At 71.3% G+C, this 26,497-nt stretch carries 26 protein-coding genes and 1 pseudogene; 18 read left to right on the top strand and 9 right to left on the bottom strand.

Features of this window, described 5'->3' with window-relative positions; all coding sequences use genetic code 11:
* Positions 1-43 precede the first annotated feature (43 nt).
* From IW245_RS25390 to IW245_RS25365, 6 genes and pseudogenes are all read left to right on the top strand, one after another.
* Complete coding sequence (locus IW245_RS25390; protein WP_197005672.1) at positions 44-1,057, top strand: S66 peptidase family protein; 1,014 nt, start codon at positions 44-46, stop codon at positions 1,055-1,057.
* A 67-nt stretch (positions 1,058-1,124) separates the two neighbouring features.
* Positions 1,125-4,616 carry a transcription-repair coupling factor gene (gene mfd / locus IW245_RS25385; RefSeq protein ID WP_197005671.1) on the top strand — a complete coding sequence of 1,164 codons (3,492 nt, stop codon included), beginning with the start codon at positions 1,125-1,127 and terminating at the stop codon, positions 4,614-4,616.
* Positions 4,617-4,654: 38 nt separating this feature from the next.
* A complete protein-coding gene (locus IW245_RS25380; RefSeq protein WP_197005670.1) occupies positions 4,655-5,362 on the top strand; it encodes a hypothetical protein in 708 nt (235 codons plus the stop codon).
* Positions 5,363-5,365: 3 nt separating this feature from the next.
* Positions 5,366-6,055, top strand: a pseudogene (locus tag IW245_RS25375) (nucleoside triphosphate pyrophosphohydrolase); the annotation flags it as partial.
* Positions 6,056-6,151: 96 nt separating this feature from the next.
* Complete coding sequence (locus IW245_RS25370) at positions 6,152-7,201, top strand: LCP family protein (RefSeq protein ID WP_233472923.1); 1,050 nt, start codon at positions 6,152-6,154, stop codon at positions 7,199-7,201.
* Positions 7,202-7,210: 9 nt separating this feature from the next.
* Positions 7,211-8,794 carry a DUF885 domain-containing protein gene (locus tag IW245_RS25365; protein ID WP_197005667.1) on the top strand — a complete coding sequence of 528 codons (1,584 nt, stop codon included), beginning with the start codon at positions 7,211-7,213 and terminating at the stop codon, positions 8,792-8,794.
* A gap of 32 nt (positions 8,795-8,826) precedes the next feature.
* Here IW245_RS25365 and nudC read toward each other — a convergent pair whose 3' ends face one another.
* Together nudC and IW245_RS25355 are read right to left on the bottom strand one after the other, a co-directional pair.
* Positions 8,827-9,618, bottom strand: coding sequence for an NAD(+) diphosphatase (nudC, locus tag IW245_RS25360; RefSeq protein ID WP_197005666.1), 792 nt, complete (start codon positions 9,616-9,618; stop codon positions 8,827-8,829).
* 61 nt (positions 9,619-9,679) lie between these two features.
* The gene (locus IW245_RS25355) at positions 9,680-10,264 is read right to left on the bottom strand and encodes a hypothetical protein (RefSeq protein WP_197005665.1); all 585 of its coding nucleotides are present in this window, start codon (positions 10,262-10,264) and stop codon (positions 9,680-9,682) included.
* A gap of 133 nt (positions 10,265-10,397) precedes the next feature.
* On the opposite strand from IW245_RS25355, the gene eno reads away from it, so the two are divergent.
* From eno to IW245_RS25335, 4 genes are all read left to right on the top strand, one after another.
* On the top strand, positions 10,398-11,675 hold the full coding sequence (gene eno / locus IW245_RS25350; RefSeq protein WP_197005664.1) for a phosphopyruvate hydratase: 1,278 nt from the start codon (positions 10,398-10,400) through the stop codon (positions 11,673-11,675).
* Between the two features lie 62 nt (positions 11,676-11,737).
* Positions 11,738-12,244 (top strand): FtsB family cell division protein, encoded by a 507-nt coding sequence (locus IW245_RS25345; protein ID WP_197005663.1) that lies wholly within the window; start codon positions 11,738-11,740, stop codon positions 12,242-12,244.
* A gap of 4 nt (positions 12,245-12,248) precedes the next feature.
* A complete protein-coding gene (locus tag IW245_RS25340) occupies positions 12,249-12,833 on the top strand; it encodes a DUF501 domain-containing protein (protein ID WP_197005662.1) in 585 nt (194 codons plus the stop codon).
* Positions 12,830-13,741: a Ppx/GppA phosphatase family protein gene (locus tag IW245_RS25335; RefSeq protein WP_197005661.1), complete on the top strand. Its 912-nt coding sequence runs from the start codon at positions 12,830-12,832 to the stop codon at positions 13,739-13,741. Before IW245_RS25340 ends, IW245_RS25335 begins: the two co-directional genes overlap by 4 nt.
* A 27-nt stretch (positions 13,742-13,768) precedes the next feature.
* On the opposite strand, the gene IW245_RS25330 is transcribed toward IW245_RS25335, so the two are convergent.
* Positions 13,769-14,230 carry an NUDIX domain-containing protein gene (locus IW245_RS25330; RefSeq protein ID WP_233472922.1) on the bottom strand — a complete coding sequence of 154 codons (462 nt, stop codon included), beginning with the start codon at positions 14,228-14,230 and terminating at the stop codon, positions 13,769-13,771.
* Positions 14,231-14,307: 77 nt separating this feature from the next.
* On the opposite strand from IW245_RS25330, the gene IW245_RS25325 reads away from it, so the two are divergent.
* The 8 genes from IW245_RS25325 to IW245_RS25290 all read left to right on the top strand — a co-directional run bounded on the left by IW245_RS25325 (position 14,308) and on the right by IW245_RS25290 (position 21,177).
* Entirely contained in the window at positions 14,308-15,015 is a 708-nt protein-coding gene (locus IW245_RS25325; RefSeq protein WP_197005660.1) for a DUF4129 domain-containing protein, read from the top strand.
* The gene (locus IW245_RS25320; protein ID WP_197005659.1) at positions 15,012-15,578 is read left to right on the top strand and encodes a hypothetical protein; all 567 of its coding nucleotides are present in this window, start codon (positions 15,012-15,014) and stop codon (positions 15,576-15,578) included. The genes IW245_RS25325 and IW245_RS25320 overlap by 4 nt, the downstream gene beginning before the upstream one ends.
* Complete coding sequence (locus tag IW245_RS25315; RefSeq protein ID WP_197005658.1) at positions 15,575-16,594, top strand: AAA family ATPase; 1,020 nt, start codon at positions 15,575-15,577, stop codon at positions 16,592-16,594. Before IW245_RS25320 ends, IW245_RS25315 begins: the two co-directional genes overlap by 4 nt.
* The gene (locus tag IW245_RS25310) at positions 16,585-17,913 is read left to right on the top strand and encodes a DUF58 domain-containing protein (protein ID WP_197005657.1); all 1,329 of its coding nucleotides are present in this window, start codon (positions 16,585-16,587) and stop codon (positions 17,911-17,913) included. The genes IW245_RS25315 and IW245_RS25310 overlap by 10 nt, the downstream gene beginning before the upstream one ends.
* Before the next feature lie 28 nt (positions 17,914-17,941).
* Positions 17,942-18,508, top strand: coding sequence for a hypothetical protein (locus IW245_RS25305; protein ID WP_197005656.1), 567 nt, complete (start codon positions 17,942-17,944; stop codon positions 18,506-18,508).
* Positions 18,509-18,512: 4 nt separating this feature from the next.
* On the top strand, positions 18,513-19,826 hold the full coding sequence (locus IW245_RS25300; protein WP_197005655.1) for an NAD(P)/FAD-dependent oxidoreductase: 1,314 nt from the start codon (positions 18,513-18,515) through the stop codon (positions 19,824-19,826).
* 264 nt (positions 19,827-20,090) lie between these two features.
* On the top strand, positions 20,091-20,978 hold the full coding sequence (locus IW245_RS25295) for a helix-turn-helix domain-containing protein (RefSeq protein ID WP_197005654.1): 888 nt from the start codon (positions 20,091-20,093) through the stop codon (positions 20,976-20,978).
* Between the two features lies 1 nt (position 20,979).
* Complete coding sequence (locus IW245_RS25290) at positions 20,980-21,177, top strand: DUF397 domain-containing protein (protein WP_197005653.1); 198 nt, start codon at positions 20,980-20,982, stop codon at positions 21,175-21,177.
* Between the two features lie 87 nt (positions 21,178-21,264).
* On the opposite strand, the gene IW245_RS25285 is transcribed toward IW245_RS25290, so the two are convergent.
* The 6 genes from IW245_RS25285 to IW245_RS25260 all read right to left on the bottom strand — a co-directional run bounded on the left by IW245_RS25285 (position 21,265) and on the right by IW245_RS25260 (position 26,330).
* Positions 21,265-21,705 carry a hypothetical protein gene (locus IW245_RS25285; RefSeq protein ID WP_197005652.1) on the bottom strand — a complete coding sequence of 147 codons (441 nt, stop codon included), beginning with the start codon at positions 21,703-21,705 and terminating at the stop codon, positions 21,265-21,267.
* Positions 21,706-21,738: 33 nt separating this feature from the next.
* Positions 21,739-22,176 (bottom strand): hypothetical protein, encoded by a 438-nt coding sequence (locus tag IW245_RS25280; protein WP_197005651.1) that lies wholly within the window; start codon positions 22,174-22,176, stop codon positions 21,739-21,741.
* A gap of 27 nt (positions 22,177-22,203) precedes the next feature.
* Complete coding sequence (locus IW245_RS25275) at positions 22,204-22,638, bottom strand: hypothetical protein (RefSeq protein ID WP_197005650.1); 435 nt, start codon at positions 22,636-22,638, stop codon at positions 22,204-22,206.
* Between the two features lie 22 nt (positions 22,639-22,660).
* A complete protein-coding gene (locus IW245_RS25270) occupies positions 22,661-23,110 on the bottom strand; it encodes a hypothetical protein (RefSeq protein ID WP_197005649.1) in 450 nt (149 codons plus the stop codon).
* Positions 23,111-23,343: 233 nt separating this feature from the next.
* Entirely contained in the window at positions 23,344-24,681 is a 1,338-nt protein-coding gene (locus IW245_RS25265; RefSeq protein WP_231400207.1) for an aminopeptidase P family protein, read from the bottom strand.
* A gap of 56 nt (positions 24,682-24,737) precedes the next feature.
* The gene (locus IW245_RS25260; RefSeq protein WP_233472934.1) at positions 24,738-26,330 is read right to left on the bottom strand and encodes a hypothetical protein; all 1,593 of its coding nucleotides are present in this window, start codon (positions 26,328-26,330) and stop codon (positions 24,738-24,740) included.
* Between the last annotated feature and the right edge of the window lie 167 nt (positions 26,331-26,497).

The raw sequence follows: 26,497 nt of genomic DNA, 5'->3' as shown, positions 1-26,497 counted from the left end.
GAAACCGGTGGCGGGGGAGAATCCGGGCTGGCAGGCTCTGGGGATGATCACCCCGGCCCGGCTCCAGCCCGGCGACCGCGTCGCCGTCCTCTCCCTGTCCGGCGGGCTCCCCGAGCTGTTCCCGCACCCGTTCGAGCTGGGGCTCCGGCGGCTGCGGGAGACCTTCGGCCTGGTGCCGGTGGAGTACCCGACGACGCGGGTGCTGCGGTCCGCGCCCGCCGACCGGGCCCGTGACCTGCACGCCGCCTGGGCCGATCCGGACATCCGCGCCGTGGTCGCCAGCATCGGCGGCGACGACCAGATCACCCTCCTGCGGCACCTCGACCCGGAGCTGCTCAGAGCCACCCCCAAACTCTTCATCGGGTACTCCGACAACACCAACCTCCTCAACTACCTGTTCACCCTGGGCGTCAGCGGCCTGCACGGCGGCAGCGTGATGGTCGAGCTGGGCCGGGGCGGCGCGCTGCACCCGCTGACCGAGGCGTCCTGGCGCGCGGCCCTGTTCGACGGGGGCGACTTCGAGCTGACCCCTGCGGACGGGTTCACCGACGTCAGCCGCGACTGGGCGGAGCCGAAGCACCTGGAGACCGAGCCGGACCTGATGCCGGGCGGCGGCTGGACCTGGGACAACGCCGACCGGGTCGTCGAGGGCCGGCTGTGGGGCGGCAACCTGGAGATCCTCGACTGGAACCTGGCGGTGGGCACCCACATCGGCGCCGACTACTCCGGCCACGTCCTGTTCCTGGAGACCTCGGAGGAACGCCCGAGCGCGACGGACGTGTACCGGATGCTGATGTGCATGGGCGAGCGCGGCATCCTCGGCCAGTTCTCCGCCGTGCTCCTGGGCCGCCCGAAGGCCGGTGACCTGCGCGGACGTGATCCGCACTACCCGGACGCCCAGCGCGCGGCGGTCCGCCGGGCCCTCGCGGAGTACGCGCCGGGCGTGCTCGTCGTGCACAACCTGGACATCGGGCACACCGACCCGCAGCTCCTCCTGCCGTACGGCGGGCACGTCACCATCGACGGCCCCGCCCGACGCGTCACCGTCCGCTACTGACCGAGATAGGCTGAAGTCCCCCCGGTTCGCGCAGAGCTGGGATCTTCGCCGTGCCTGGAGTAGATCAATGCAGCTCGCCGGCCTGCTCGCCGCGACCCTCGACGACCCCGTCGTAGCCGCCTCCCGCAAGGGCGGCACCGACCTGGAGCTGACCGGCCCACCGGCCCTTCGACCGTTCGTGGCCGCTGCGGCGACGAACGCGGCGGCGGGAGAGGGCACCGTCCTCGCCGTCACCGCCACCACCCGCGAGGCCGAGGAGCTGGCGGCGGCCCTCGGCGACCTCCTCCCCGAGGGCACCGTCGAGATCTTCCCGGCCTGGGAGACCCTGCCGCACGAGCGGCTGTCCCCCCGGTCGGACACGGTCGGCCGCCGCCTCGCCGTGCTGCGCCGCCTGGCGGGGTCCAACGACGTCCGGGTGGTCGTCGCCCCGGTGCGCAGCGTGCTCCAGCCCCAGCTCGAGGGCCTCGGCGACCTGGTCCCGGTCGAGCTGCGCGCCGGCCAGCGCTACGACCTCGACGACACGGTCACCCGGCTCGTCGACATCGCGTACAACCGGGTGGATCTGGTCGAGAAGCGCGGCGAGTTCGCGGTGCGCGGCGGCATCCTGGACATCTTCCCGCCCACCGAGCAGCACCCGCTGCGGGTCGAGTTCTGGGGCGACGACGTCGAGGAGATCCGCTACTTCGCCGTGGCCGACCAGCGTTCGCTCGACAAGGCCGATGTGCTGGTCGCGCCGCCGTGCCGCGAGCTGCTGCTCACCGCCCCGGTCCGGGCCAGGGCCGCCGAGCTGGCGGGTGCGTATCCGGGGCTGGCGGAGATGTGCGCGAAGCTCGCCGAGGGCATCGCGGTCGAGGGCATGGAGTCCCTCGCCCCGGTGCTCGGCGCCGGCCGGCTGGAGCTGCTGCTGGACTGCCTGCCGACCAACACGACCGTCGTGCTGTGCGACCCGGAGCGGATCCGGGGCCGGGCGGCGGACCTGGTGCGTACCTCCGAGGAGTTCCTGGAGGCGAGCTGGGCCGCAGCCGCGGTCGGCGGCCAGGCGCCGATCGACCTGGGCGCCGCGACCTTCCGCAGCCTGGGCGACGTGGCCCAACACGCCCGCGAGCTGGGCCAGCGGTGGTGGTCGCTGAGCCCGTTCGGCATCGTGGATGAGGCGGACCTGGGCGGCCTGGAGTCCACCTCCCAGCCGGCCCCGCTCTACCACGGCGACGGCGCGGCCCTGCTCGGCGACGTCCGCCGCTGGGCGGCCGACGGCTGGCGGGTCGTGCTCGTCTTCGCCGGCCACGGCCCGGCCGAGCGCGCCCTGGAGCTGCTCCGCGAGGCCGACATGGGCCCGCTGTCCGCCCGGTCCCTGGACACGCTGCCGGAGCGCGGCCGGATCACGGTCACCACCGGCAACCTGGAACACGGCCTCATCGACGAGGCGCACAAGCTCGCGATCATCACCGGCAACGACGTCACCGGCGGCCGGGGCGCGACGAACCGGGACGCGGTCAAGATGCCGTCCCGCCGCCGGAACACCATCGACCCCCTCGAACTGCGGGCCGGCGATCTGGTGGTGCACGAGCAGCACGGCATCGGCCGTTACGTCGAGCTGGTCCAGCGCACGGTCAACGGCGCGGAGCGCGAGTACCTGGTCATCGAGTACGCGGCGACGAAGAAGAACCAGCCCGGCGACCGGCTGTTCGTGCCCACCGACCAGCTCGACCAGCTGTCCCGCTACGTCGGCGGCGAGAACCCGACGCTGCACAAGATGGGCGGCTCGGACTGGCAGAAGTCCAAGGCCCGCGCGCGCAAGGCGGTCCGGGAGATCGCAGCCCAGCTCATCCAGCTCTACGCGGCCCGGCAGAACTCCAAGGGCCACGCGTTCGGCCCGGACACGCCCTGGCAGCGCGAGCTGGAGGACGCGTTCCCGTGGACGGAGACCCCCGACCAGCTGTCGGCCATCGACGAGGTCAAGGGCGACATGGAGAAGCAGGTCCCGATGGACAGGCTGATCTGCGGCGACGTCGGGTACGGCAAGACGGAGATCGCGGTCCGCGCCGCGTTCAAGGCGGTGCAGGACGGCAAGCAGGTCGCGGTGCTGGTGCCGACGACGCTGCTCGCCCAGCAGCACTTCAACACGTTCACCGAGCGGATGAGCCAGTTCCCGGTGACGATCAGGCAGCTGTCGCGGTTCCAGACGCCTCGCGAAACGACCCTCACCCTGGAGGCGCTGGCGAACGGCTCCGCCGACATCGTGATCGGCACCCACCGGCTGCTGTCGGCCTCGACGAAGTTCAAGCAGCTCGGGCTCGTGATCGTCGACGAGGAGCAGCGGTTCGGCGTCGAGCACAAGGAACATCTCAAGGCCCTGCGCACGAACGTCGACGTGCTGGCGATGTCGGCGACCCCGATCCCGCGCACCCTGGAGATGGCGATCACCGGCATCCGGGAGATGTCCACGATCGCCACCCCGCCGGAGGAGCGGCACCCGGTGCTCACCTCCGTCGCGGCGTACGAGGAGAAGACCGTCGCGGCCACCATCCGCCGGGAGCTGCTCCGCGACGGCCAGGTGTTCTACCTGCACAACCGGGTCGAGTCGATCGACCGCACGGCGAAGAAGCTCCGCGAGCTGGTGCCCGAGGCCCGGATCGTCACGGCGCACGGCCAGATGGGCGAGGACGCGCTGGAGAAGGTGATGGTCGGCTTCTGGGAGAAGGAGTTCGACGTCCTGATCGCGACCACGATCATCGAGTCGGGCATCGACATCCCGAACGCCAACACCCTGATCGTGGAGCGCGCCGACCTGCTGGGCCTGTCGCAGCTGCACCAGATCCGCGGCCGGGTCGGCCGGGGCAGGGAAAGGGCCTACGCCTATTTCCTGTACCCGCCGGAGAAGCCGCTCACCGAGCACGCCCACGAGCGGCTGGCCACCATCGCGCAGCACACCGAACTCGGGGCCGGCATGTTCGTGGCGATGAAGGACCTGGAGATCCGGGGCGCCGGCAACCTGCTCGGCGGCGAGCAGTCCGGGCACATCGAGGGCGTCGGTTTCGACCTGTACATCCGGATGGTCGGCGAGGCGGTCGCGTCGTTCAAGGGCGACACGGCCGAGGAGGAGCCGGCCGACGTCAAGGTCGACCTGCCGGTGGACGCGCACATCCCGCACGACTACATCTCCGCCGAGCGGCTGCGCCTGGAGATGTACCGCAAGCTGGCCGAGGTGCGCGACCTCGCCGGGCTGGAAGCGGTCACGGCAGAGCTCCGGGACCGGTACGGCAACCCGCCCGAGCCGGTCGCGAACCTCGTCGAGGTGGCCGGCCTGCGGCTCGCCGCGCGCGAGTACGGGCTGGCCGACATCTCGGTACAGGGAAAATTTGTTCGGTTCGGGCCTTTGGTGCTCCCCGACTCCAAGCAGATGCGCCTCAAGCGCCTCTACCCGGAGGCCGTGTACAAGCAGGCGGCGGACACGATCTCGCTGCCCAGGCCCTCGACCCGCCGGGTCGGCGGCGAGCCGCTGCGGGACGTGCCGCTGATGCGGTGGTGCCGGGAGTTCCTGTCCAGCCTGCTCGACTAGTCTGCGGGTAGACAATCTCCGCTCTGGGAGGAGCGCACGTGAACCGTCGTCGGGTACTCGCCGTCGTCACCATCGCCGCCGTCGGTGCCCTCGGGCTCACCGGCTGCCAGCAGGGCCCCGACACCGCCGCGTATGTCGGCGACGCGCGGCTGACGACCGCCCAGGTCGACGGGATGGTCAAGGAGTTCACCACGGCCCAGAAGTCCAAGGACGACAAGGTCGCCCAGGCCGGGCTGCGTACCCAGATCGTCAGCTCCTGGGTGATCGGCCAGCTGGGCAAGGACCTCGTCTCCGAGGGCAAGCTCCCGCCGGCTCAGGTGGACGTCGCCGCCAGCGCCGAGCAGTTCGGGCTTGCCGAGAACAGCCAGTTGACCCGGATCATCGCCGAGTTCAAGGCGTACCAGGCGGTGATCGTGAAGGCCCCGGCCGTCCAGCCGACCGACGCGGACTACTCCGAGGTGCTCGCGCAGGCCGTCAAGCTCAAGGCCATCCCGGAGGCAGCCCAGATCGCCGACATGCGCAAGGCCCTGCCGCCGGCGACCCTGGCGTCCGCGCTGGGCGTCAAGCAGCTGCTGCTCGGCGCGCAGGCCCGGCACACGACGGACGTCAACCCGATGTTCGGCCCCATCGCGTACGGCGTGCTCCAGCTCCAGAACGGCGCCGGCAGCCTCGTCCAGGTGCCGCTCGGCGCGACCCGGTCCGCGGTCACCGACCTTCCGGTGGTCGAGCCCGGGCCGCTGGGCTAGCCGATGACGCGCCGGATCGTCCTGCTCGTCACCTCCCCCCGGCTGCCGGCAGGCCTGCTCACGGCGGAGGCGTGGGACCTGGTCCGCGCGCACCCGGTGTACGCGGGCCAGGAGTCCGACCAGACCGAGGCGCTCCGGCACGCCGGGGTCACGCTGACGGTCGGCCCGCCCGACCTCGACGCGCTGCTCGCCCTCGACGAGACGATCGTCTGGCTGGCCGGGCCGACCGGTGACGGCGACTTCGCCAGGACCCTCGGCCGCAAACTGCTCCTCAAGCCCGAGCAGGCCACCCTGGAGCTGTGCTACGGCTCCTGGGACCCGCCGGGCGCCCGGCTCCTCGACGCGGTCGCGGTCACCGACCGGCTGCGGGCCGAGGACCTGTGGAAGCGGCAGCAGACGCACGCGAGCCTGGCGAAGTACATGCTCGAGGAGGCCCGCGAAGCCGTCGACGCCATCGAGGCCGGCGACCTGCAGTCGCTGCGCGACGAGCTGGGCGACGTGCTCCTGCAGGTGCTGCTGCACGCCCGGCTCGGCGAGGAACTCCCCGAGGGCGAGCGGTTCAGCATCGACGACGTGGCCGGGGACTTCGTGGACAAGATGGTCCGGCGCAACCCGCACGTCTTCGCCGGCGTCACGGTGACGAGCGTCGAGGACATCGTCACCAACTGGAACCTGATCAAGCACGCCGAACGGAACGCGCCGCCGGCGGACTGAGTGCAACCATTCGGGCCCGCGCCGCGTCATGGAGGTGTGCGAAAAACTCGGGGGCCGGCGTGGGCGTGGTTATGCGTGGTTCTCGGCAGCGTGCTCGTCCTGTCCAGCGTCGGCGGGTATGTGGTCACCCATGAGGCCCAGCGGAAGATCGAGCGGTCCGTGCACACGGCGGACCTGTTCGGGCCGCTGCCGGAGCTGGCTGCCGACCGGGGCGGCCGGGCGCGGATCACCGGCCCGCTGAACATCCTGCTCGTCGGGATCGACCCCCGCCCGGAGAACCCGGAGGAGGCCCCGCACGGCGACTCGGTGATGATCCTGCACGTGCCCCGCGACCTCGACCGGGCCTACCTGTTCTCGCTACCGCGTGACCTGCTGCTCGACATCCCGCCGTGGGAGCGGGCCCAGTTCGCCGGCAGCCGGTACGACAAGCTGACCCACTCCATGACCTACGGCTCCCGGCGGGAGGGCGCGCCGTCGGACGTGGCCAGCGGGTTCGGGCTGCTGGCCAAGACGGTGTCGGCGTACACCGGGATCACGAGCTTCGACGCGGGGCTCGTGATCAACTTCGCCGGGTTCCAGCAGGTGGTGGCCGAGTTGGACGGTGTGGACATGTACATCGACCAGCACGTCGAGTCCATCCACCTCACCCCGGACGGCGAGCCCCGGTGGAAGATCCCCGGCGACCCCCCGCACCGGGTGTACGAGCCGGGCCAGCGCCACCTGTCGGCCTCCGAGGCCCTGGACTACGTCCGCCAGCGCTACACCGAGGGCGGCGACTACACCCGCCAGCGCCACCAGCAGCAGTTCATCCGCGCCCTGGTCGCGAAGGCGACGAGCCTGTCGGTGCTGACCAGCCCCGGCAAACTCGGCGCGGTGGTGGGCGCGGCCGGCGACGCGCTCACCTTCGACGGCAGGGGCGCGTCCATCGTCGACTTCGCCGTCGCCCTGCACGGCATCGGCCAGGACCGCCTCGCCCTGATCAAGCTCCCGGGGCACAACATCGGCACCGGGGCCGGCTATCAGGGCGAGGAGCTCGAACCGGTCGCGGCCGAGTTCTTCGCCGCCGTCGTCGCCGACGAGGTGGACGCGTTCGTGGGGCGGCATCTGGAGCTGGTGAACAGGTAGGGTCCTCCCATGTCCCAGGATTTTCCCGCCCTCGCCGGGCGCATCGTCGACGCCCTGTTGCAGTCCGACCCGGTCACGGCGTTCTACGCCGGGGACCACCGGGTGGACGACCGGCTGCCGGACTTCTCGTCCGGCGGGGTCGCGGCCAGGACCGCCATGCTGCACGACGCGGCCAACGCCCTCGCACAGGTCGACGCCGACGTGCTGGAGCCCGAGGACCTGGTCGACCACGCCCAGTTGAGCACCGCCGTCGACCGGCGGCTGTTCGACCTGACCGAGGTGCGCAACCACGAGTGGGACCCGCTGGCGCACAACCCGGGCGTCCTGCTGCACGGCCTGCTGACGAGCGAGTTCGCCCCGGTCGCCGACCGGCTCGAGGTGCTCGCCGGCCGGCTCGCCGCCGTGCCGGACGCGCTGGCGACGGCGCGCGAGACCCTGCGGGACTGCCCGACCGTGCACCTGGAGACGGCGATCGGCCAGTTCGCCGGCGTCGCCTCCCTGATCCGCGACGAGCTGCCGGCGTTCGCCGCACAGGCCCCGGGCGTGGCGCTCGACAAGGCGCGCGACGACGCGCTGGCGGCGCTGGCCGAGTTCGACGGCTGGCTGCGCGAGGCGGTGCTGCGGCCCGGGCGGGACCCGAGGCTCGGCCGCCGGCTCTGGGAGGGCAAGCTCTGGTACACGCTGGACACCGAGCTCCCGGCCAGCCAACTGCTCGACCGGGCGATGGTGGCGCTCGACGACGCGACGGCGCAGCTCGTCGACCTGTGCGGCGGGGTGCCGGTCCGCGAGGCCCTCGACGCCCTGGGCGCCGACCGCCCCGACAACACCACGATCCTGGAGCTGTCGCGGCGGTTCACGGCGGAGGCGACGGAGTTCTGCCGGGAGCACGACCTGGTCACCATGGTCACCGACCCGCTGGTGATCGAGGAGATGCCGGAGTTCGCCCGCGGCGTCGCCGTGGCGTACTGCATGCCGGTCGGCCCCTTCGAGACCGCAGAACTGCCGACCACCTTCGCGATCTCGCCTGCGCCGCGGAGCTGGAGCCCGGAGCGCGTCGAGTCGTTCTACCGCGAGTACAACAACCACATGCTGCGTAACCTGGCGGTGCACGAAGCCATGCCGGGCCACTACCTGCAGCTCGCGCACAGCCGCCGGTTCCGGGGCTCCAACCCGGCCAGGGCCCTGTGCCGGTCGGGCGTGTTCACCGAGGGCTGGGCCGTGTACACCGAGGAGCTGATGGCCGACGCCGGCTTCGGCGGCCACCCGGTGAAGCTGGCCCAGCTGAAGATGCAGCTCCGGATGGCGATCAACGCCGTCCTCGACCAGCTGGCGCACTGCGAGGACCTGTCCGAGGCCGAGGGCATGGCCCTGATGCTGGAGCGCGGCTTCCAGGAGGACGGCGAGGCGGCCGGCAAGTGGCGCCGGGCGCTGTTGACGTCGACCCAGCTGTCGACCTACTTCGTGGGGTACACGGAGATGTCGTCGATCGCCGCGGCCCGGCCGGCGGGGACGTCGGTGCGGGAGTGGCACGACGCGATGCTCGGCCACGGCAGCCCGGCCCCGAGGCACCTGCGGACCCTGCTGGGCGTCTGAGTCCCGGAGCCCCCGAGCCCCTCGCGCGTTGCCTAGCGGGGGGCCGACTCCCGGGCCGCGTCCAGCATCCACCGGGCCAGCGAGTACTCCGGCGGCACCGCGTCCGGCAGGTCCGCCACCGGGAACCATTCGGCGGCGGTCAGCTCCACCCCGTCCACCGTCGGTTCCCCCGCGACCCACCGCGCGGTGAACCCGACGAGCAGTGTCCCCGGCCCCGACAGCGTCCACGGCTGGCTGTCGACGTAGGACAGGTCGTCGATCTCGACGCCGACCTCCTCCCACACCTCGCGCCGCGCGGCCTCCTCCAGCGTCTCGCCGTACTCCACGTACCCGGCGACCAGCGCCCACATGTCGCTGTGCGCGTAGGAGTGCCGGGCGAGCAGCACCCGGTCGTCGCGCCGGATCAGGACCAGCACCACGGGGCACGGGGCCATCGGGACGAGCAGGCCGCAGGCCGTGCACCGGGGCCACGGGTAGGGCGGTTCGTAGCCGAGTTCGGCGCGGCAGGCGCCGCAGTACCGGTGGGTGCGTTTCCAGGCCACCAGTTGCTGGGCGCGGCCGGCGAGGGCGAGGGTGGCCCGGTCGAGGTGCTGGGCCAGTTCCGGCCAGCGCAGGGTCGCCTCGGGGCTCTCGGCCGCCCACGCGGACCGGCCGTCGAACTCGCCGACGTAGAGCAGGTCGGCGGTGGGCTCGGTGACGGCCGTCGGCATGCCGAGGCGGTCGCCGGAGACCGGGAGCAGCCAGTCGCCGACGTGCGGGGTGAGGTCGCCGACGGTGCCGGGGACGAGTCGCGCCCCGGGCGGGCCGGGTGCCCGGCTGGTCACGAGGTCACCGCCGCGCGCCGGCCGCGGGCCGACGGGCGCGAGCGGGGCGCCGCCACGCTGGTCACGAGGTCGTGAACGCGTCGGCGGTGACCGACTCGGCGTACCGGGTGAGAATGATGTCGATCTTGACGCCGTCGACCTCGCCCACGAACGCGCCGAGCACGCCCTGGTCGGTGACGCACGCGTCCAGCGCCCCGATCGTCAGGCACAGCGCGTGCTGGCCGGCGACCGTGCGGTCGTGCGAGGTGAGGGTGCCCCGGTCGTTGAGCGAGGCGGAGCTGAGCGCGCGCAGGGCGTCGGCGGAGGTCAGAAACCCCGGAATCGTGACGGGTACGCCCGCAGCCGGCGTCGGGACCGGCTTGCCGCACGTGGTGGCCTCACACGTGGTGAACCCCTCCGGTGCGATCACCACCCGCCCGCCGAGGTGGGTGTACGCGGTCCGCGACGGCTTCTGGGCCTGCGCGACGGACACCGCCCCACCGTCGGCGACCCGGTACTCGGCGGTGTAGGTCCGCTTCGTCGCCTCGTCGAGCTTGGCGGCGAAAGAATTGATCAACCTGGCGGGGTCGGTGGGGCCGGCCTCTGCGACCCGGCCGCACCCCGCGAGGGCCAGGAGCGCGAAAAGTATGGCTGCCGAACGACGCATAGACGCCAGCCTTCCTGGTGGCGGGAGGCATTGCAAATCGGTTCACGGCGGGTGGCTACGCTCAGCGATGGGTCTCACCAGCCCTGGGCCGCAGCGGCGCGGCCTCATTCGCCCGACCGGAGGAGTGACACACGTGGCCACGATTGAAGGCATCGCCGCCCGCGAAATCCTGGATTCTCGGGGCAATCCGACCGTCGAGGTCGAGGTACTTCTGGACGACGGCACGTTTTCCCGGGCAGCCGTGCCGTCCGGGGCATCGACAGGAGCGTTCGAGGCATGTGAGCTGCGTGACGGCGATACCGGTCGTTACGGTGGCAAGGGTGTCGAAAACGCCGTGGACAACGTCGCCACGATCGCCGAGGAGCTGATCGGCTTCGACGCGACCGACCAGCGCGCGATCGACCAGAAGATGCTCGACCTGGACGGCACCCCGAACAAGGCGAACCTGGGCGCGAACGCGATCCTGGGCATCTCCCTCGCGGTGGCCAAGGCCGCCGCGGACTCGGCAGGACTGCCGCTGTTCCGTTACCTGGGCGGCCCGAACGCGCACCTGCTGCCGGTCCCGATGCTGAACATCCTCAACGGCGGCTCGCACGCCGACAGCAACGTGGACGTCCAGGAGTTCATGATCGCTCCGATCGGCGCGCCGACCTTCAAGGAGGCCCTGCGCTCCGGCGTCGAGGTCTACCACGCGCTGAAGGCCGTGCTGAAGAAGAAGGGCCTGTCCACCGGCCTCGGCGACGAGGGCGGCTTCGCGCCGAACCTGCCGACCAACGCCGCGGCCCTGGACCTGATCGCCGAGGCCATCGGCAACGCCGGCTACGCGCTCGGCACGGACATCGCGCTCGCGCTGGACGTGGCGGCCACCGAGTTCCACAAGGACGGCTCGTACACGTTCGAGGGCCAGCAGAAGTCGGCCGATGACATGGCCAAGTACTACGCGAGCCTGCTCGACAGCTACCCGATCGTGTCGATCGAGGACCCGCTGGACGAGGACGACTGGGCCGGCTGGCACGCGCTGACCACCCTGATCGGCGACCGTACCCAGCTCGTGGGCGACGACCTGTTCGTCACCAACCCGGAGCGGATCGCCCGGGGCATCGCCGAGAAGACCGCCAACGCGGTCCTCGTCAAGGTGAACCAGATCGGCTCGCTGACCGAGACGCTGGACGCCGTGGACATGGCCCACCGGGCCGGTTTCCGCACCATGATGAGCCACCGGTCCGGCGAGACCGAGGACACCACGATCGCGGACCTGGCCGTCGCGCTCGGCTGTGGCCAGATCAAGACCGGTGCCCCGGCGCGGTCGGAGCGGGTCGCGAAGTACAACCAGCTGCTCCGGATCGAGGAGGAGCTGGACTCTGCGGCGCGTTACGCGGGTGCCTCGGCGTTCCCCCGTATGCGAGGCTAGAAGGGATTGCCGACCCCGGCGCGTCAGCGCCGGGGTCGGACCCCACCCCCTTGAGGAGTGTCGTGAGCCGCACCCCTGGCCGGCAGGGTCCGGGCCGTCGGACCACCCGGTCCGGCTCCCGCCCGGCCGCCGCCCGCCGCCCGGCGGCCCCCGGCGCGGCCCAGCGCACCCGGCCACCCCGGCAGCGGAAGTTCACCGGCCGCGCGGCGATCCTGGGCATCCTGCTGGCGACCCTCGTGCTGGCGTACGCGTATCCGGTGCGGACCTATCTCACCCAGAACGCGGAGATGGCCCGGGTCGAGGACCAGTTGCGCGCGCAGCAGACCCGGATCGACAGCCTGTCCCTGCAACGCAAGAAGTGGGACGACCCGCAGTACTTCGCGCAGCAGGCCCGCGAGCGCCTGCAACTCGTGCTCCCCGGCGACACCGCCTACCGGGTGACCGACTCGGTGGCCGGCGGCGCGCCGGACGGCGAGGGCTCCAGCCGGGGCAAGGCTGCGAGCGACGGCCCCTGGTACGGGAAGCTATGGTCGAGTACCAAGGCAGCCGACAAACCCAGACGAAAGTAGAACAATGGTCAGCGAGCAGGACCTGGCGGCGGTCGCCGCGCAGCTCGGGCGCGAGCCCCGGGGCACCCGGGCCGTCGCGCACCGCTGCCCGTGCGGCAACCCCGACGTCGTGGAGACGTCGCCGAGGCTCCCCGACGGCACCCCGTTCCCGACCACGTTCTACCTGACGTGCCCGAAGGCGACGGCCGGCGCGAGCAGCCTGGAGTCCGAGGGGCTGATGAAGGACCAGCAGGCCAGGCTCGCCGAAGATCCGGAGCTGGCCGCGCGGTACCAGAAGGCGCACCAGGACTACCTCGACCGGCGCGAGGCCATCGAGCACGTCGCCGAGATCGCCGGGATCTCCGCCGGCGGGATGCCGGAGCGGGTCAAGTGCCTGCACGTGCACCTGGGGCACGCGCTGGCGGCCGGTCCCGGGGTGAACCCGTTCGGGGACGAGGTGCGTGAGCGGCTGGGCGACTGGTGGGCCTCCGGGCCGTGTGTCACGCCCGGGCCCGCCGCGAGCGACGTCCCGCATGCCGCGCCCGCCACGGGTGCCACCGATCCCGCCCACATCGCGGCCGACGAGCGCTACCGGCACGGCCCGGCGTGACCCACCGCGTCGCCGCCATCGACTGCGGCACCAACTCCGTCCGGCTCCTGATCGCCGACACCGACGGCGAGACCCTGACCGACCTGCGCCGCGAGATGCGGATCGTCCGGCTGGGCGAGGGCGTCGACCGCACCGGCCGGCTGTCCGAGGCGGCGATCGAGCGCACCCGTGTCGCCCTGGTCGAGTACGCCGCGATGATCGCCGAGCTCGGCGCGGACCGGATCCGGATGTGCGCGACCAGCGCGTCCCGCGACGCCGCCAACGCCGCGGACTTCACCGCCATGGTGCGCGACACGCTGGGCGTCGAGCCGGAGGTCGTCACCGGCGACGAGGAGGCCCGGCTGTCGTTCACCGGGGCGGCGCGGGGCCTGACGGCCGAGCCGCCGTACCTGGTGGTGGACATCGGGGGCGGCTCCACCGAGTTCGTGGTCGGGTCCACCGACGTCGAGGCCGCGATCAGCGTGGACGTCGGCTGCGTGCGGATGACCGAGCGGCACCTGCACTCCGACCCGGCGAGCACGCCGGAACTGGCCGCCGCCCTGGTGGACATCACGGGCACCGTCGACAGGGCGCTCGCGCACGTGGGTGGCGGCCGGGGCGTGACCCTGGTCGGCCTGGCCGGGTCCGTCACGACCGTGACGGCGATCAGCCTCGGCCTCGACGGGTACGACTCGTCCCGCGTCCACCACGCCGTCGTCCCCTACGCCGACGTCGCCCGGGTCTCCGCCGAGCTGGCCGCCGCCGACCACGAGGAGCGGCTGGCGATCCCGGTGATGCACCCGGGGCGGGCGGACGTGATCGTGGCCGGGGCGCTGATCCTGCGGACCATCATGGAGCGCACGGGCGCGGACTCGGTGATCGCGTCGGAGTCCGACATCCTCGACGGGATCGCCTGGTCCCTGGCCTGACTCGGCGACCGACGAGCCGGACCCGGCTCACCCCGCCAGAGGCCGGCCGTGCTCCAGGTACACCGTGGTGCCCGACTCCCGGGCGGCCAGCGCGGCGAGCACCCGGGGCAGCAGCCGCTTGCCCAGGTGCCGGTCCAGGTCGGCCGGCGCCACGTACCGGTACCCGGAAAGTTCGTCCTTCTGGAGTCGGATCCCCGCCTCCTGCCCGCCGGTGAGCGACCCGCCGTCGAACACGAACATCACCCGGTTCCCGGCCCGGGGCTTCGGCGACCAGTCGACCACCAGCGGCCCCCGGAGAGCGACCGTGAGGCCGATCTCCTCGCGGACCTCCCGCACGCACGCCTGCAGCGGACTCTCGCCCTCGTCGACATACCCGCCGGGGATGTCCCAGCCGGACTTGTAGCTCGGCTTCACCAGCAGCACCCGCCCCGACGCGTCGCGGAACAGCGCTCCGGCGGCCAGCCGGGCCTCGGCCAGTTCGGTCTCCACGACCGCGACTGTACAGAGCGCAAGTTGTTACGGTGCCGTGCCTCACACTCCCAGTAACGTGGGCATAGGGTGACCACGTGAACATCGCGCGGGGGCTGTGGCGCTGGGGGCCGCTGGTGATCGTGGTCGCGTTGCTCGGCGCGGTCGCGACGGCGGCGGCCCGGACGAGCGTGCAGGCGACGCGGCTTCCCATGCCGATGTTCACGCACCCGCCGCCCACGCCGCCGGAGGACATCCCGCAGAAAGCCATCCAGAGCGGCGAGCCCGCGGCCGGCGCGGTGGCCGACTCGGGAGGCTGGCCCTCCTGGGTGTGGATCCTTCTGCTGAGCATCGTCGGCGCGATCCTGGTCTCGGTGGTGGTCGCCGTGCTGTGGACCGTGGTGAAGGACAACATCCGGATCCGGGTCCGGCCGTACGCGGCGCTGAACCCGGTGAACGGTGCGCCAGAGGTGCGGGTCGAGGAGGTCCGGGCGGCCGTGCGGGCCGGCCTGGACGCGCTCGACGACCTCGGGGATCCGCGCCGCGCCGTGATCGCCTGCTGGCTGGGCCTGGAGGCCGCCGCCGCCGAGGCGGGCACGGTCCGTCAGACCGGGGACACGCCCACCGAGCTCGTGGGTCGGCTGCTGGCCGAGCACCACGTGAGCAGCGGCGGGCTGGGCGACTTCGTGGAGCTGTACCGGCTCGCCCGCTACGCCCCGCACATCGTCGACGAGGACATGCGCCTGCGGGCCCGTTCGGCTCTCGCGCAGCTGCACGACGAGCTGGCCCGGGAGGTGACGGCGTGAGCGTCGGCATCGACGACCTGCTCGGCGGCGAGCCCGAGCCCGCGCCACGGCGGCGGAAGGCGCGCCTGACCCCGCTCGGGGCCACGGTGCGGTCCGCGATCTGGGCGGCGCTGGTTGCCGGGTTCCTCTGGATGGTGGTCGCGGCCACGGGCTACTCCGTGCCGTTCCTCCTGGTGTTCACAGTGTGTCTGGCCGTGGCGATCAGCTGGCGGCTCGGCGGGATGCTGCGGCCGGAGCCCTTCCCGAGGTACCGGCCCACGCCCCGCGAGGAGTCGGGTTTCCGGGCCGTGGACAAGCCGTTCGCCGACGCCAAGCGCTGGGTGGACCGGCTGGACTGGGTGCGCGGCGACGGCGAACAGTTCAACCGGGCCCTGTTGCCGGCGTTCGCCGCGCTCGCCGACGAGCGGCTGCGACTGCGGCACGGCATCACCCGGGCCACCCACCCGGCGCGGGCGGCGGAGTTGCTCGGCCCGCGTCTCGTTGACTTCCTGGACTCCCCGAAGCGGCGGGCACCGAGCCACGCCCAGCTGTCGGAGCTCGTGAAACTGTTGGAGGAGCTATGAACCTGCCCCCGCACGAGGTCAGCCGGCTGGCCCGGGCTGTCCTGGACCGGGTCGGCACGGTGGTCGTCGGCAAGCGCGACTCGCTGGAGTTGGTGCTGGCCGGGATCCTGGCCGGTGGGCACGTGCTGCTGGAGGACCTGCCCGGGCTGGGCAAGACCCTGACCGCGCGGACGATGGCCCAGGCGCTGGGCATCGAGTTCCGCCGGTTGCAGTTCACCCCGGACCTGCTGCCGGCGGATGTGACCGGCTCCTTCCTGTACGACCAGCGCACCCACGACTTCACGTTCCGCCCGGGCCCGGTGTTCACGAACCTGCTGCTCGCCGACGAGATCAACCGGACGCCGCCCAAGACCCAGGCCGCGCTCCTGGAGGCGATGCAGGAGAAGCAGGTGTCGGTGGAGGGCACGACCTACCGCCTCGCCGCCCCGTTCCACGTGCTCGCCACCGCGAACCCGATCGAGCACGAGGGCACGTATCCGCTGCCGGAGGCGCAGCTCGACCGGTTCATGCTCCGGGTGTCGTTCGGGTATCCGAGCGCCGAGGAGGAGCTGGACGTGCTGAACCGGCGCATGGTCCGCCACCGCGAGGAGGCCGTTGTCGAGCCGGTCGTGGACGCGGCGACGCTGCTGGCGATGCAGGAGTCCATCGAGTACGTGGCGGTCGAGGAGTCCATCTCCCGGTACGTCGTGGAGCTGGTCGGCGCGACCCGCTCGGACACCCGGGTGCTCGTCGGGGCCTCCCCGCGCGGCTCGCTGGCCCTGCTGCTGCTGGCCAGGGCCCGGGCCGTCCTCGCCGGCCGCGACTACGTGGTGCCCGAGGACGTGAAGGGCGTGGCCGTGGCGGCGCTGTCGCACCGGATCACCCTGCGGCCCGAGATGTGGCTGCGCCGGGTGGATCCGGAGACCGTGGTCCGCGAGGTCGTGGAGTCGGTGCCCACCCCGGCGAGCGGCGCGTTGCCGACGTACGGGTATCCGACCGAGGAGGTGCCGGTCGGCGAGGCCCGGCAATGGCAGTAGCCCGCGCCTCCGACGACCCGGACTGGGTGCCCACCCGGGCGCTGCGCCGGGCCGTCTTCATGACCACGATCCTGCTGGTCGCCGCCGCCGTCACCAGCCGGTGGGATCTGATCGTGCTGGCCTCGCCGTTCGCGATCGGGGCGGCGGTGGCCCTGCGCAACCGGCCGCGCCAGCTGCCGGACGCCGTGGTGGGCACGTCCGCGCCGTACCTGACGGAGGGCGGGCAGGCCGAGGTCCGGGTCAGCGTCGCCAACCCCGACCACGCGCCGTACGACATCGCCGTGATCCGCACCGAGCTGTCGCCGTGGCTGAAGGTGCCCAACGGCGACCGGCCGTTCCTGACCCCGGTGCCTGCGCTCGGCGTGGTCGACCTGGACCTGGTCGGCCTGGCCGAGCGGTGGGGCCGGCATCCGGTCGGGCCGCTGGAGGTGCACGCCGTGGCGTGTGACGCGATGTTGCAGAGCCGGCCGATCGTGGCCCAGCCGCTGCTGCTGCGGGTGTTCCCGAAGACGGAGCCGTTCAAGGCCGATGACGCGATGCCCCGGGCCGCCGGGCTGGTCGGCGCGCACCGCTCCCGCCGGTACGGCGACGGCGGCGAACTCGCCGGCATCCGCCCCTTCTCCTCCGGGGACAGGCTGCGCCGGATCGACTGGCGCACCTCGTTGCGGACCAGGGAGTTGCACGTCGCGCACACCCTCTCCGACCGCGACGCCGAGGTGGTGCTGGTCCTCGACGTGCTGCACGAGGTCGAGGGCACCTCGAAGGGCCGGAACCCGACCAGGGCCTCGGTCCTCGACACGACGGTCCGCGCCGCGGCCGGTATCGCCCAGCACTACCTGGGCTGCGGCGACCGGGTGTCGATGCTGGAGTACGGCGCGCGCACCCGGTGGCTGCGACCCGGCAGTGGCCGCAGGCACCACCTGGCGGCGTTGGAGTGGCTGTTGGACGTGGCGCCGGGCGGGACGGAGTACGACCCGTTGGACGGCATCTTCAGCCGGCACCTGAGGTCCGGCAACGCGCTGTTCGTGGTGCTGACCCCGCTGCTGGAGGTGCGCAGCGCCGGGCTGCTGGCCCGCCTGGCCCGGGCGGGGCGCACCGTGGTCGCCGTGGACACCCTGCCGTCGATGCTCCGGCCGGCGACGGCGAGCGAGTGGGGCGACGTCGGGTACCGGATCTGGCGTCTGGAGCGGGAGAACATCATCGGCCAGTTGCTGGAGCACGGCGTGCCGGTGGTTCCGTGGGCGGGCGCCGGCAGCCTGGACCAGGTGCTGCGGGACATGTCCCAGTTGGCCGCCGCACCGAGAGCTGGACTGCGATGAACCACGCCTCCCCGAGAGCTGGACTGCGATGAACAACCTGACGGCCCTGGCCCGGGCGCTGGCCCGGACCGCCCCCGGTCCGCTGCTGCTGCGGGCGATCGTTCTCGCGACCGGCGTGGCGGCCTTCGGGATCGCGCTGCCGGGCTCGTTGCTGACCGGCCCGATGATGATGGCCGGCGCGGTGCTGGCGGCCATCGCGGCGATCGCGCCGGGCGGGCCGTTCGTGTCGATGGTCCAGCTGGGCACAGTGGTGCTGTGGCTCCTCGGCACGGCCATGGACGGCGGCGGCCGGTCCACCACGGCGTTGATCTCGGTGGCGTGCGCGCTGTACCTGCAGCACTCGGCGTGCGCGCTGGCCGCCGCGGTACCCCTCGATGCCGTGGTTCTGCCAGCAGTGCTTTTGCGGTGGTTTACCCGAACAGCCGGAGTGATGTTGATCACGGGCGTTCTCGGGGTGGTCGTGGTCACGCTGTCCGAGGGTGCGAAACCCAGCCCCTTGCTCGTGTTTCCGCTGCTCGGTGTGGTCGGCGCCATTCTGGCTGCTGGGATATTGGCGTACCTGGCGCTACGGAGCCCCCGGCGCGGCGCATCATGAGGACATGGCGAAGCGGATTGTCGTAGTCGGGGCCGGCCACGTCGGCCTTTATACAGCTCTGAGGCTGTCCAGGAAGCTCAAGTCCCGCGAGGCGGAGATCATCGTCATCGATCCCCAGCCCCACATGACGTACCAGCCGTTCCTGCCCGAGGCGGCAGCCGGCAACATCTCGCCCCGGCACGCCGTCGTGCCGCTGCGCCGCATCCTCCGCAACAAGTGTCACGTGATCACCGGCCTGGTGACCTCCGTGTCTGCCAAGACCAAGACCCTCACCATCCAGCCCCTCGTCGGGCCGGAGTGGGAGACCGGGTTCGACCACATCATCGTGGCCCCCGGTTCGGTGTCCCGGACCCTGCCGATCCCGGGCCTGAAGGAGAACGCGATCGGCTTCAAGACGATCGGCGAGGCGATCCTGCTGCGCAACCAGGTGCTCGCCCAGCTCGACATCGCCGCGAGCACCGCCGACCTGGCCACCCGCCGGCGCGCCCTGACCTTCGTCTTCGTCGGCGGCGGCTTCGCTGGCATCGAGGCCCTCGCCGAGATGGCCGACATGGTCGACGACGGCCTGCGCTACTACCCCGAACTGGACCGCAAGGATCTGCGCTGGGTACTCGTCGAGGCCTCCGAGAAGATCCTCCCCGAGGTGGGCCTGGAACTCGGCGCGTACACGGCGGTGCAGCTCGTCGAGCGCGGCATGGACGTGCGCCTGTCGACCCGGCTGGAGTCGTGCGTCGACGGCAAGGTCGTGCTCTCCGACGGCGACACATTCGAGTCCGACACGATCGTGTGGACGGCCGGCGTCAAGCCGCACCCGATGCTCGACTCCACCGACCTGCCGCGCGACGAGCGCAAGCGGGTCACCTGCGACGCGTACCTCCGGGTCATCGAGAACGGCGCGCCGCTCGACGGCGTCTGGAGCGCGGGCGACTGCGCCCGGGTGCCGGACCTGTCCCTCGACGACCCCGACGCGACCTGCGCCCCCAACGCCCAGCACGCGGTGCGCCAGGCCAGCCGGCTCGCCGACAACATCGCGGCGGTCGTGCGCGGCCAGGAGCCGAAGGAGTACCGGCACAAGTACGCAGGCTCCGTCGCCAGCCTCGGCCTGCACAAGGGCGTCGCCTACCTGTTCGGCATCAAGATCCGGGGCTTGCCGGCCTGGTGGGTGCACCGCACCTACCACATGAGCCGGATCCCGAGCCTGAACCGCAAGGTCCGGGTCGTCGCGGACTGGACCCTCGCCCTGTTCCTCAAGCGCGAGGTCATCGCCCTGGGCCAACTCCAGGCACCCAAGCACGAGTGGCGCGAGGACAGCTTCTAAAACCTTTTTATCGGTTACGAGTGGGGCCCCGCCGGCACGCGCCGGTCGGGGCCTCGCGTCGTTCCCGGGGTGGGCGTCACGCACAGCTCTGGCGATCGAACCCTATGACTCCCGGGCGCTGGCCCCCGCGTGCGCGCACCGTAGAATTCTCGGCTGATTCGGAAGAACCCACTGTTTCGTTCCGTAACCAGCCAGGAAGGCCGTCGGGTTACGTCGGCGTCTATTCTGGAACGCGGACGCCGGCCCGGTGAGGAGCCGCTGCACATGATGAGTACGACGCCGGAGGGCTCGGGAAGCACCGTGCCCCGCCGCCAGCTCGGCCGCCGCCTGCGTGCCCTGCGCGCCGAGCGTGGCCTGCGCGCGGACGAGGTCTCCGCCGCGATCGACGTGTCCCGCCAGTCCCTGTGGCGGATGGAGAACGGCGACTCGAGCGTGAAGTACGGCCGGTCGCACATCGAGGCGCTGTGCCGCCTGTACAAGGTGGATGAGGCGACCCGCGACGGCATGGTCTCCCTGGCCGCCGAAACCAAGAACAAAGGTTGGTGGCACGCCTTCAGCGACGTGCTGATGGAGAAATACGAGATCTACGTCAGCCTGGAGGCTGCGGCCTCGCGGATGCGGTGGTTCAACGCGCAACTGGTCCTGGGCCTGTTCCAGACTCCCGACTACGCGAGGCAGATCATCGGAGCCAAATACTCCGGCGAGGAGCTCAAGAGGCTGGTTGAGGTCCGCATGGCCCGCCAGGCGATTCTCACCCGCACTTCGTCTACAGCTCTGCAGGTGGACGCCGTTCTGGATGAGGCGGTCCTGCACCGGCCGATCGGCAGTCCGACGCTCATGGCTGCTCAACTACGCCATCTTGTCCGGATGAGTCATCTGCCGAATGTGTCGATCAGGATCGTGCCGTTCGCGTTCGGCCTGCACGCTGGGCTGAACACCGCAGCCTTCTCGATCCTGGACTTTCCTGAGGGACCCCAGGGGGCCAGGGAACCATCTGTTGTCATGAGGGATGGCTTCACTGGCGATCTCTATCTTGACAGGCCGGCCGAGGTGGGCGAGTTCTCGGAGGCTTTTGACGACATTGTTGGCCGCTCGCTGAACGTGGCGGACTCGCGGATGCTGTTGGAGCGAATGGCGAAGGAGTTCGACTGAGATGAGTGCATTGGCAGACGCCGCATGGCGGAAGTCGAGTCGGAGCAACGCCGCCGGATCGTGTGTCGAGGTCGCGCAGGTGTCCGGGGTGACCGGGGTGCGGGACAGCAAGGACGTGGCCGGGCCGGTGCTCGCGTTCGCCCCGGCCGACTGGCGCGCGTTCACCTCGGCGCTCCGCCGGGGCACTCTCGCGGCCTAGGCCGGGGCCCCCAACCGGTGATCTTCATGCGCCCGGGCAGCGATGACTACCGAGGTGCATGAAGATCACCGAGATCAGGGGAGGGGCTTAGCCGCAGCGCGGGTCAGTGGTGGCATTGCCGTACACGCCGTTGAAGTTGAATGCCGCCGAGGCGCGGGTGCACTGTCCGAGGCCGGCGACGGCCCTCGACCAGAAGTCGGTGGACCGGCTCGGGGAGTAGTTCATCCACCCCGACATCCCGTCGTCCCAGATGATCTCGCCGACATTGACGGACCAGTTCCCCGTGGGATGGTTGGTCCGGAAGGACTGCCAGACGTAGAGATATGCGAAGTTGGCCTGGCACCTGGGCGACCAGAACTGCTTCACGGAGGCGGCACTCTCTCCGTTCCAGGAGAGGAGCGCCGTGGGGCCGATCTGGTAGGAGTCGGAGCAGCCGGGCGCAGCTTCGGCGTGAGCCGCGGTGCTGACGCCGAACAGTGCCGGCACGACCATGGCGCAGATCGCGGCCAGTCGGGTAAGAGTTCTCACAGTTCAGTTCCTCTCTTCGGGGTGTGGGCTGGATCAGCCGCAACGCACGTCGGTGAATCCCTCTGCCTGGACGCCGGCATAGGTGATGTTCCCCAGGGCGTAGCTGCACACTCCGAGACCGGGGTAGGGGTCCGACCAGAAGTACGAACCCCGGGAGGGTGGGTAGTACCTTTCTCCTCCGGCTTCGCCGCCGTGGATGTCCTCGGTGACGTACACGGCCCAGGTGCCCGGATGGCTGTCCCGGAAGGACTGCCAGACGAAGACATATGCGAAGTTGGCCTGGCACTTCGGCGACCAGAACTGCTTCACGGAAGCGGCCCGCTGACCGCCCCAGTTGATGTATCCGGTGGTGCCGATCTGGTAGGAGTCGGCGCAGCCGGGCGCGGCCTCGGCGTGGGCCGCGGTGCTGACGCCGAACAGCGCCGAGGTGGCCAGGGCGCTGACCGTGGCCAGCCGGGTCAGAGTTCTCACAGCTCAGTTCCTTTCGAGGGGTACGAATCAGCCACAGTGCCCGTCGGTGTCGCCAGCGTCGACGACCGTGTAGTAGATGGACGCGTAGCCGTAGGTGCACACTCCGCGACCAGCGAAGGGCGCCGACCAGAATTCACTGCCCGTGGTGTCCGGGTAGTACTTCATTCCCACGGGATCGCGGCCGGGGACGGTCAATCCGACCAGTACGGTCCACTTCCCGGGATGGCTGGTCCGGAAGGACTGCCAGAGGTAGACGTAGGCGAAGTTGGCTTGGCACTTCGGCGACCAGAACTGTTTGACGGAAGCGGCCCGCTGACCGTCCACGTCGATGTATCCGGTGGAGCCCAACTGGTACGTGTCGGAGCAGCCGGGGGCCGCTTCGGCGTGGGCCGCGGTGCTGAGGCCGAACAGCGCCGAGGTGGCCAGGGCGCTGACCGTGGCCAGCCGGGTCAGAGTTCTCACAGTTCAGATCCCTTTCTTCGGGTCAGTTGCAGGCCGCGCCGGTGCCGGCAATATGGGCGACGCCGTTGAAGATGAACTCCCCCGTGACGCCGGTGCAGATTCCGCGACCGGCGAAGGGACCCGACCAGAAGTCACTGCCCGAGGTGTTCTCGAAGTACCCGCCATCTGACCCGCTCTGGCCGCCGTGGTAGGTCACACCGACGTCCACGGTCCAGACGCTGTGCGGGTGACTGTTCCGGAAGGACTGCCAGACGTAGAGATAGCCGAAGTTGGCCTGGCACTTCGGCGACCAGAACTGCTTGACGGAAGCGGCCCGCTGACCGTCCACATCGATGTATCCCGTGCTGGACACCTGGAAGGTGTCGGAGCAGCCGGGCGCGGACTCGGCGTGGGCGGGTGTGGACAGCAGGCCGAGCGTCGCGCCCATCGCGGCGACCACCACGACGACTCTCCGGATGATCAGTGACTTCATCGGGCCACTCCATGATCGAGAAGGTGACGCCGTTGTGGACGGACGCCTCGGGCCGTCGGCGCACCGTGCTCGCCCCGACCCGACCGATCATGCACACCCACCCTTACGTCTGCCTGTCATGGCGGGGAGGTCAGTACATTGAGGCTGGTCACCTGAAGGGGCCAAGCCATGACAACGAGCCGTGCCCCCCACACCCCAACGTGGGGACATGAGGGGCACGGGCCACCTTCGGCTCAGCGGACCAGGTTCGCCATCCACGCCTCGACGTCGGAGGCGGTGCGCGGCAGCTGGTCGGACAGCATCTCGTACCCGTCGGCGGTGATCGCCAGGTCCTCCTCGATCCGGAAGCCCATCCCGCGCAGCTCCGCCGGGATCAGCAGGTCGTCGGGCTGGAAGTAGATCCCCGGCTCGACGGTGAGCACGTGGCCGACCTCCAACTTCCCGTCCAGGTACTTCGACGCCCGCGACCGCGCGCAGTCGTGCACGTCGAGGCCGAGCATGTGGCCGGAGCCGCACAGCGTCCAGCGCCGGTAGATCGTGGACTCCGGGTCGAGGGCCTGCTCGGCGGACACCGGGAGCACGCCCAGGTCCTCGAGCCCGTGGGCCATCACCCGCATGGCGGCCCGGTGGAAGTCGCGGTAGTCGGCACCCGGCCGCAGCTCGCCGAGGGCGGCGTCGTTGGCCCGGCGGGACAGCTCGTACACGTCGCGCTGGAGCGGGGTGAAGCGGCCGGAGATCGGGAAGACCCGGGTCACGTCGGCGGTGTACAGGGAGCGTAGTTCCACGCCGGCGTCCAGGAGGAGCAGGTCGCCGTCGAGGATCGGGCCGTTGTTCTCGATCCAGTGCAGGGTGGTGGCGTGCGAGCCAGCGGCGACGATCGAGTGGTAGCCGACGTCGTTGCCCTCGGTGCGGGCCCGCCGCCAGAAGGTGCCCTCCAGGTAGCGCTCGCCGCCGCCGGACTTGGCGAACTCCAGCGCCCGGACCACGTCCTCGAAGCCCCGGGCCGTGGACTCGCAGGCGCGGCGCAGCTCGGCGATCTCCCACTCGTCCTTGACGAGGCGCAGCTCGGCGAGGACGGCGGCGAGCTCGAGGTCGCGGGTGCCGTCGCCGATCGCGGGCACCAGGTGGTCGATCGTGGCGTCGACGCCGCGCAGGACCCGGGCCGGGCCGGACAGGGCCAGCTCGTCGATGTGCCGGGTCTCGACGCCCAGGGTCGCGGAGGACTCGCGCAGGGTGGGGCGGCGGCCGGCCCACAGCTCGCCGTACCGGCGGTCGGTGAAGAACTCGCCGTCGGAGCGGTTGGAGCGCGGCCGCAGGTAGAGGGTGCCCTCGCCGGACGGTTCGAGCACGTACACGCCGTCGGAGGTCTGGTCGCCGGTCAGCCACACGTACGCCGAGTGCGCGCGGAACCGGTAGTCCTGGTCGTTGGAGCGGGCGATCATCCGGCCGGCCGGCACGATGACCCGCTCGCCGGGGAAGGCCGCCGCGAGCCGCTTGCGCCGGGCCTCGGCCCAGGGCGCCTGCTCGCTCGGCGAGGGGGAGAGCTCCGAGTCCGCCCAGCCGATCTTCATGAACTCGGTCAGAGCCTCGGTAACCGGCCAGTCGTGACTGCCGGTAACGAAATCACTCACGGTTTCACCCTCCACACCCAGACGTCGGCGACGCGCTCACCGGGGCCGTACAGCAGGTCCAGTGTCGCCTTCAGCTCGTCGCGATGCACTGTGGGGCCGAGAGTAATACATGATGCATTCCAATGCCCAACGTCGGCCTGTGCCAGCCTCCGGCCTTCCGCTGTGACCTGCGGCACCACGCCTGTCCTGCGCACCTCACCGAGCAGGGCGGCGGTCGGCTGCGGATACACCCCGATGCTGGCCTTGCCCTCCCCGCCGTACGGGCCGATGAAGAAGCCCTCCGGCACCCCGAACGCGACGTCGGCCGCGGTGGCCCAGCGCAGCGGCTCCGGGTCGGTCGGGGTCGGCAGGGGCACCGGGACGAGCACGCCCCCCGTCCGCACGCAGGTCTTCCAGTGCCCGGCGGAGAAGAACGTCGGCACGACCGGCCGGTGCACCGTGTCCAGCGGGAGCGGCAGGAGCGGCAGGAGGGCGACGGCGGTGGCGGCCGGCAGCGCGTACCGCACCACGCCGCCGGCGCGCAGCGCGGCGTCGAGGGCCAGGGCCAGCACCGTCGCGATCAGGGGCAGCAGGGTGAGCGCGAACCGGCTCGGCAGCGCCCCGTCGATCACCGGCAGGCCGTGCAGCAGCCCGTACAGCGCGGGGAAGCCGGTCTGCTCACCGGACACGATCACGGTCGGGCCGAGCGACAGCCACGCCATCAGCACGCCCACGATCGCCGAGGCCCGGACGGCCGGGTGCCGCCAGAGGTAGCCCACGCAGGCCGCCGCCATGATCAGGAGGGGGATGCCGAGGAACGTGTTCATCTCGGTGGCGTTCGGGGCGTAGTTGCCGCCGTCGCCGTTCCGGCCGGCCCACGACAGCGGGGAGAACTTCGCGTAGCTGGCCAGGTCGGCGGAGAAGTACTCCGGGGAGAACGGGCCGTTGGGCACCGACTGGGGACCCTTGAACTCCACCCACAACGGGTACGCCAGCAGCGTCACGGCCAGGCCGGCCGCCACGCCCAGCCCGAGGAGGACCGGCCGGGCGGCGCGCCGGACCAGGTCGCGGTCGAACAGCGCGTACCCCACGGTGAACAGGCCCAGGGTCATGGCCGCGAAGAACAGCACCTCCTGGCCGCCGAAGAACTGCGCGGTGATCAGGGCGCCCAGCGCGAGGCCGGTGCGGATCGGGGTCTGGGCCCGGGTGAGCCGCAGCAGGCAGTACACAATGGGGGGTAAAAGCCATTGCATTGTGATATGGGTATGGCTGTTGGACTGCGACATCATCGCCGGCGCGAAGCCGCACAGCGCGCCGGCCGCCGCGGACGCCGCGCGGTGCAGCCCGAAGCCCCGGGCGAACAGCAGATACCAGCCCAGCGCCGTGCCGGCCAGGTTCCCCGCGACCAGCGCGGCGAACGACGTCGGCGCCCCGAACAGGAAGGTCACGGGGGCCAGCACCGCCCCGGCCAGCAGATTCGTCGCGTTGGTCAGCAGGTTGATCCCGTCCGGACTGTTCATCCGGTCGGTGACCAGCGTCAGGTCGCCCAGCCAGAACCGCGACCCCTGGGCGAGGAACCACTCGATCAACGTCTGGTCGGCCGGATTCACCCCCAACGCACGGGCACTGGGATCCGACCACAGCCCTGCCGTCAGAAATACGGCAATCGCCAAATATCCCATCCCTGCCGCCACATCCAGCGGCCATTTGCGTGTCACCTGGAGCACGTTAACGGAGTAAGCGGGTACCAAGGAGGGGCCACTTCGGGCTACCGTGG

Origin of the sequence: Longispora fulva (assembly GCF_015751905.1) — a bacterium.
Classification (GTDB): Bacteria; Actinomycetota; Actinomycetes; order Mycobacteriales; family Micromonosporaceae; genus Longispora; species Longispora fulva.
The sequence above is the reverse complement of the archived record's forward strand: the minus strand, read 5'-3'. Positions and strand labels throughout refer to the sequence as shown.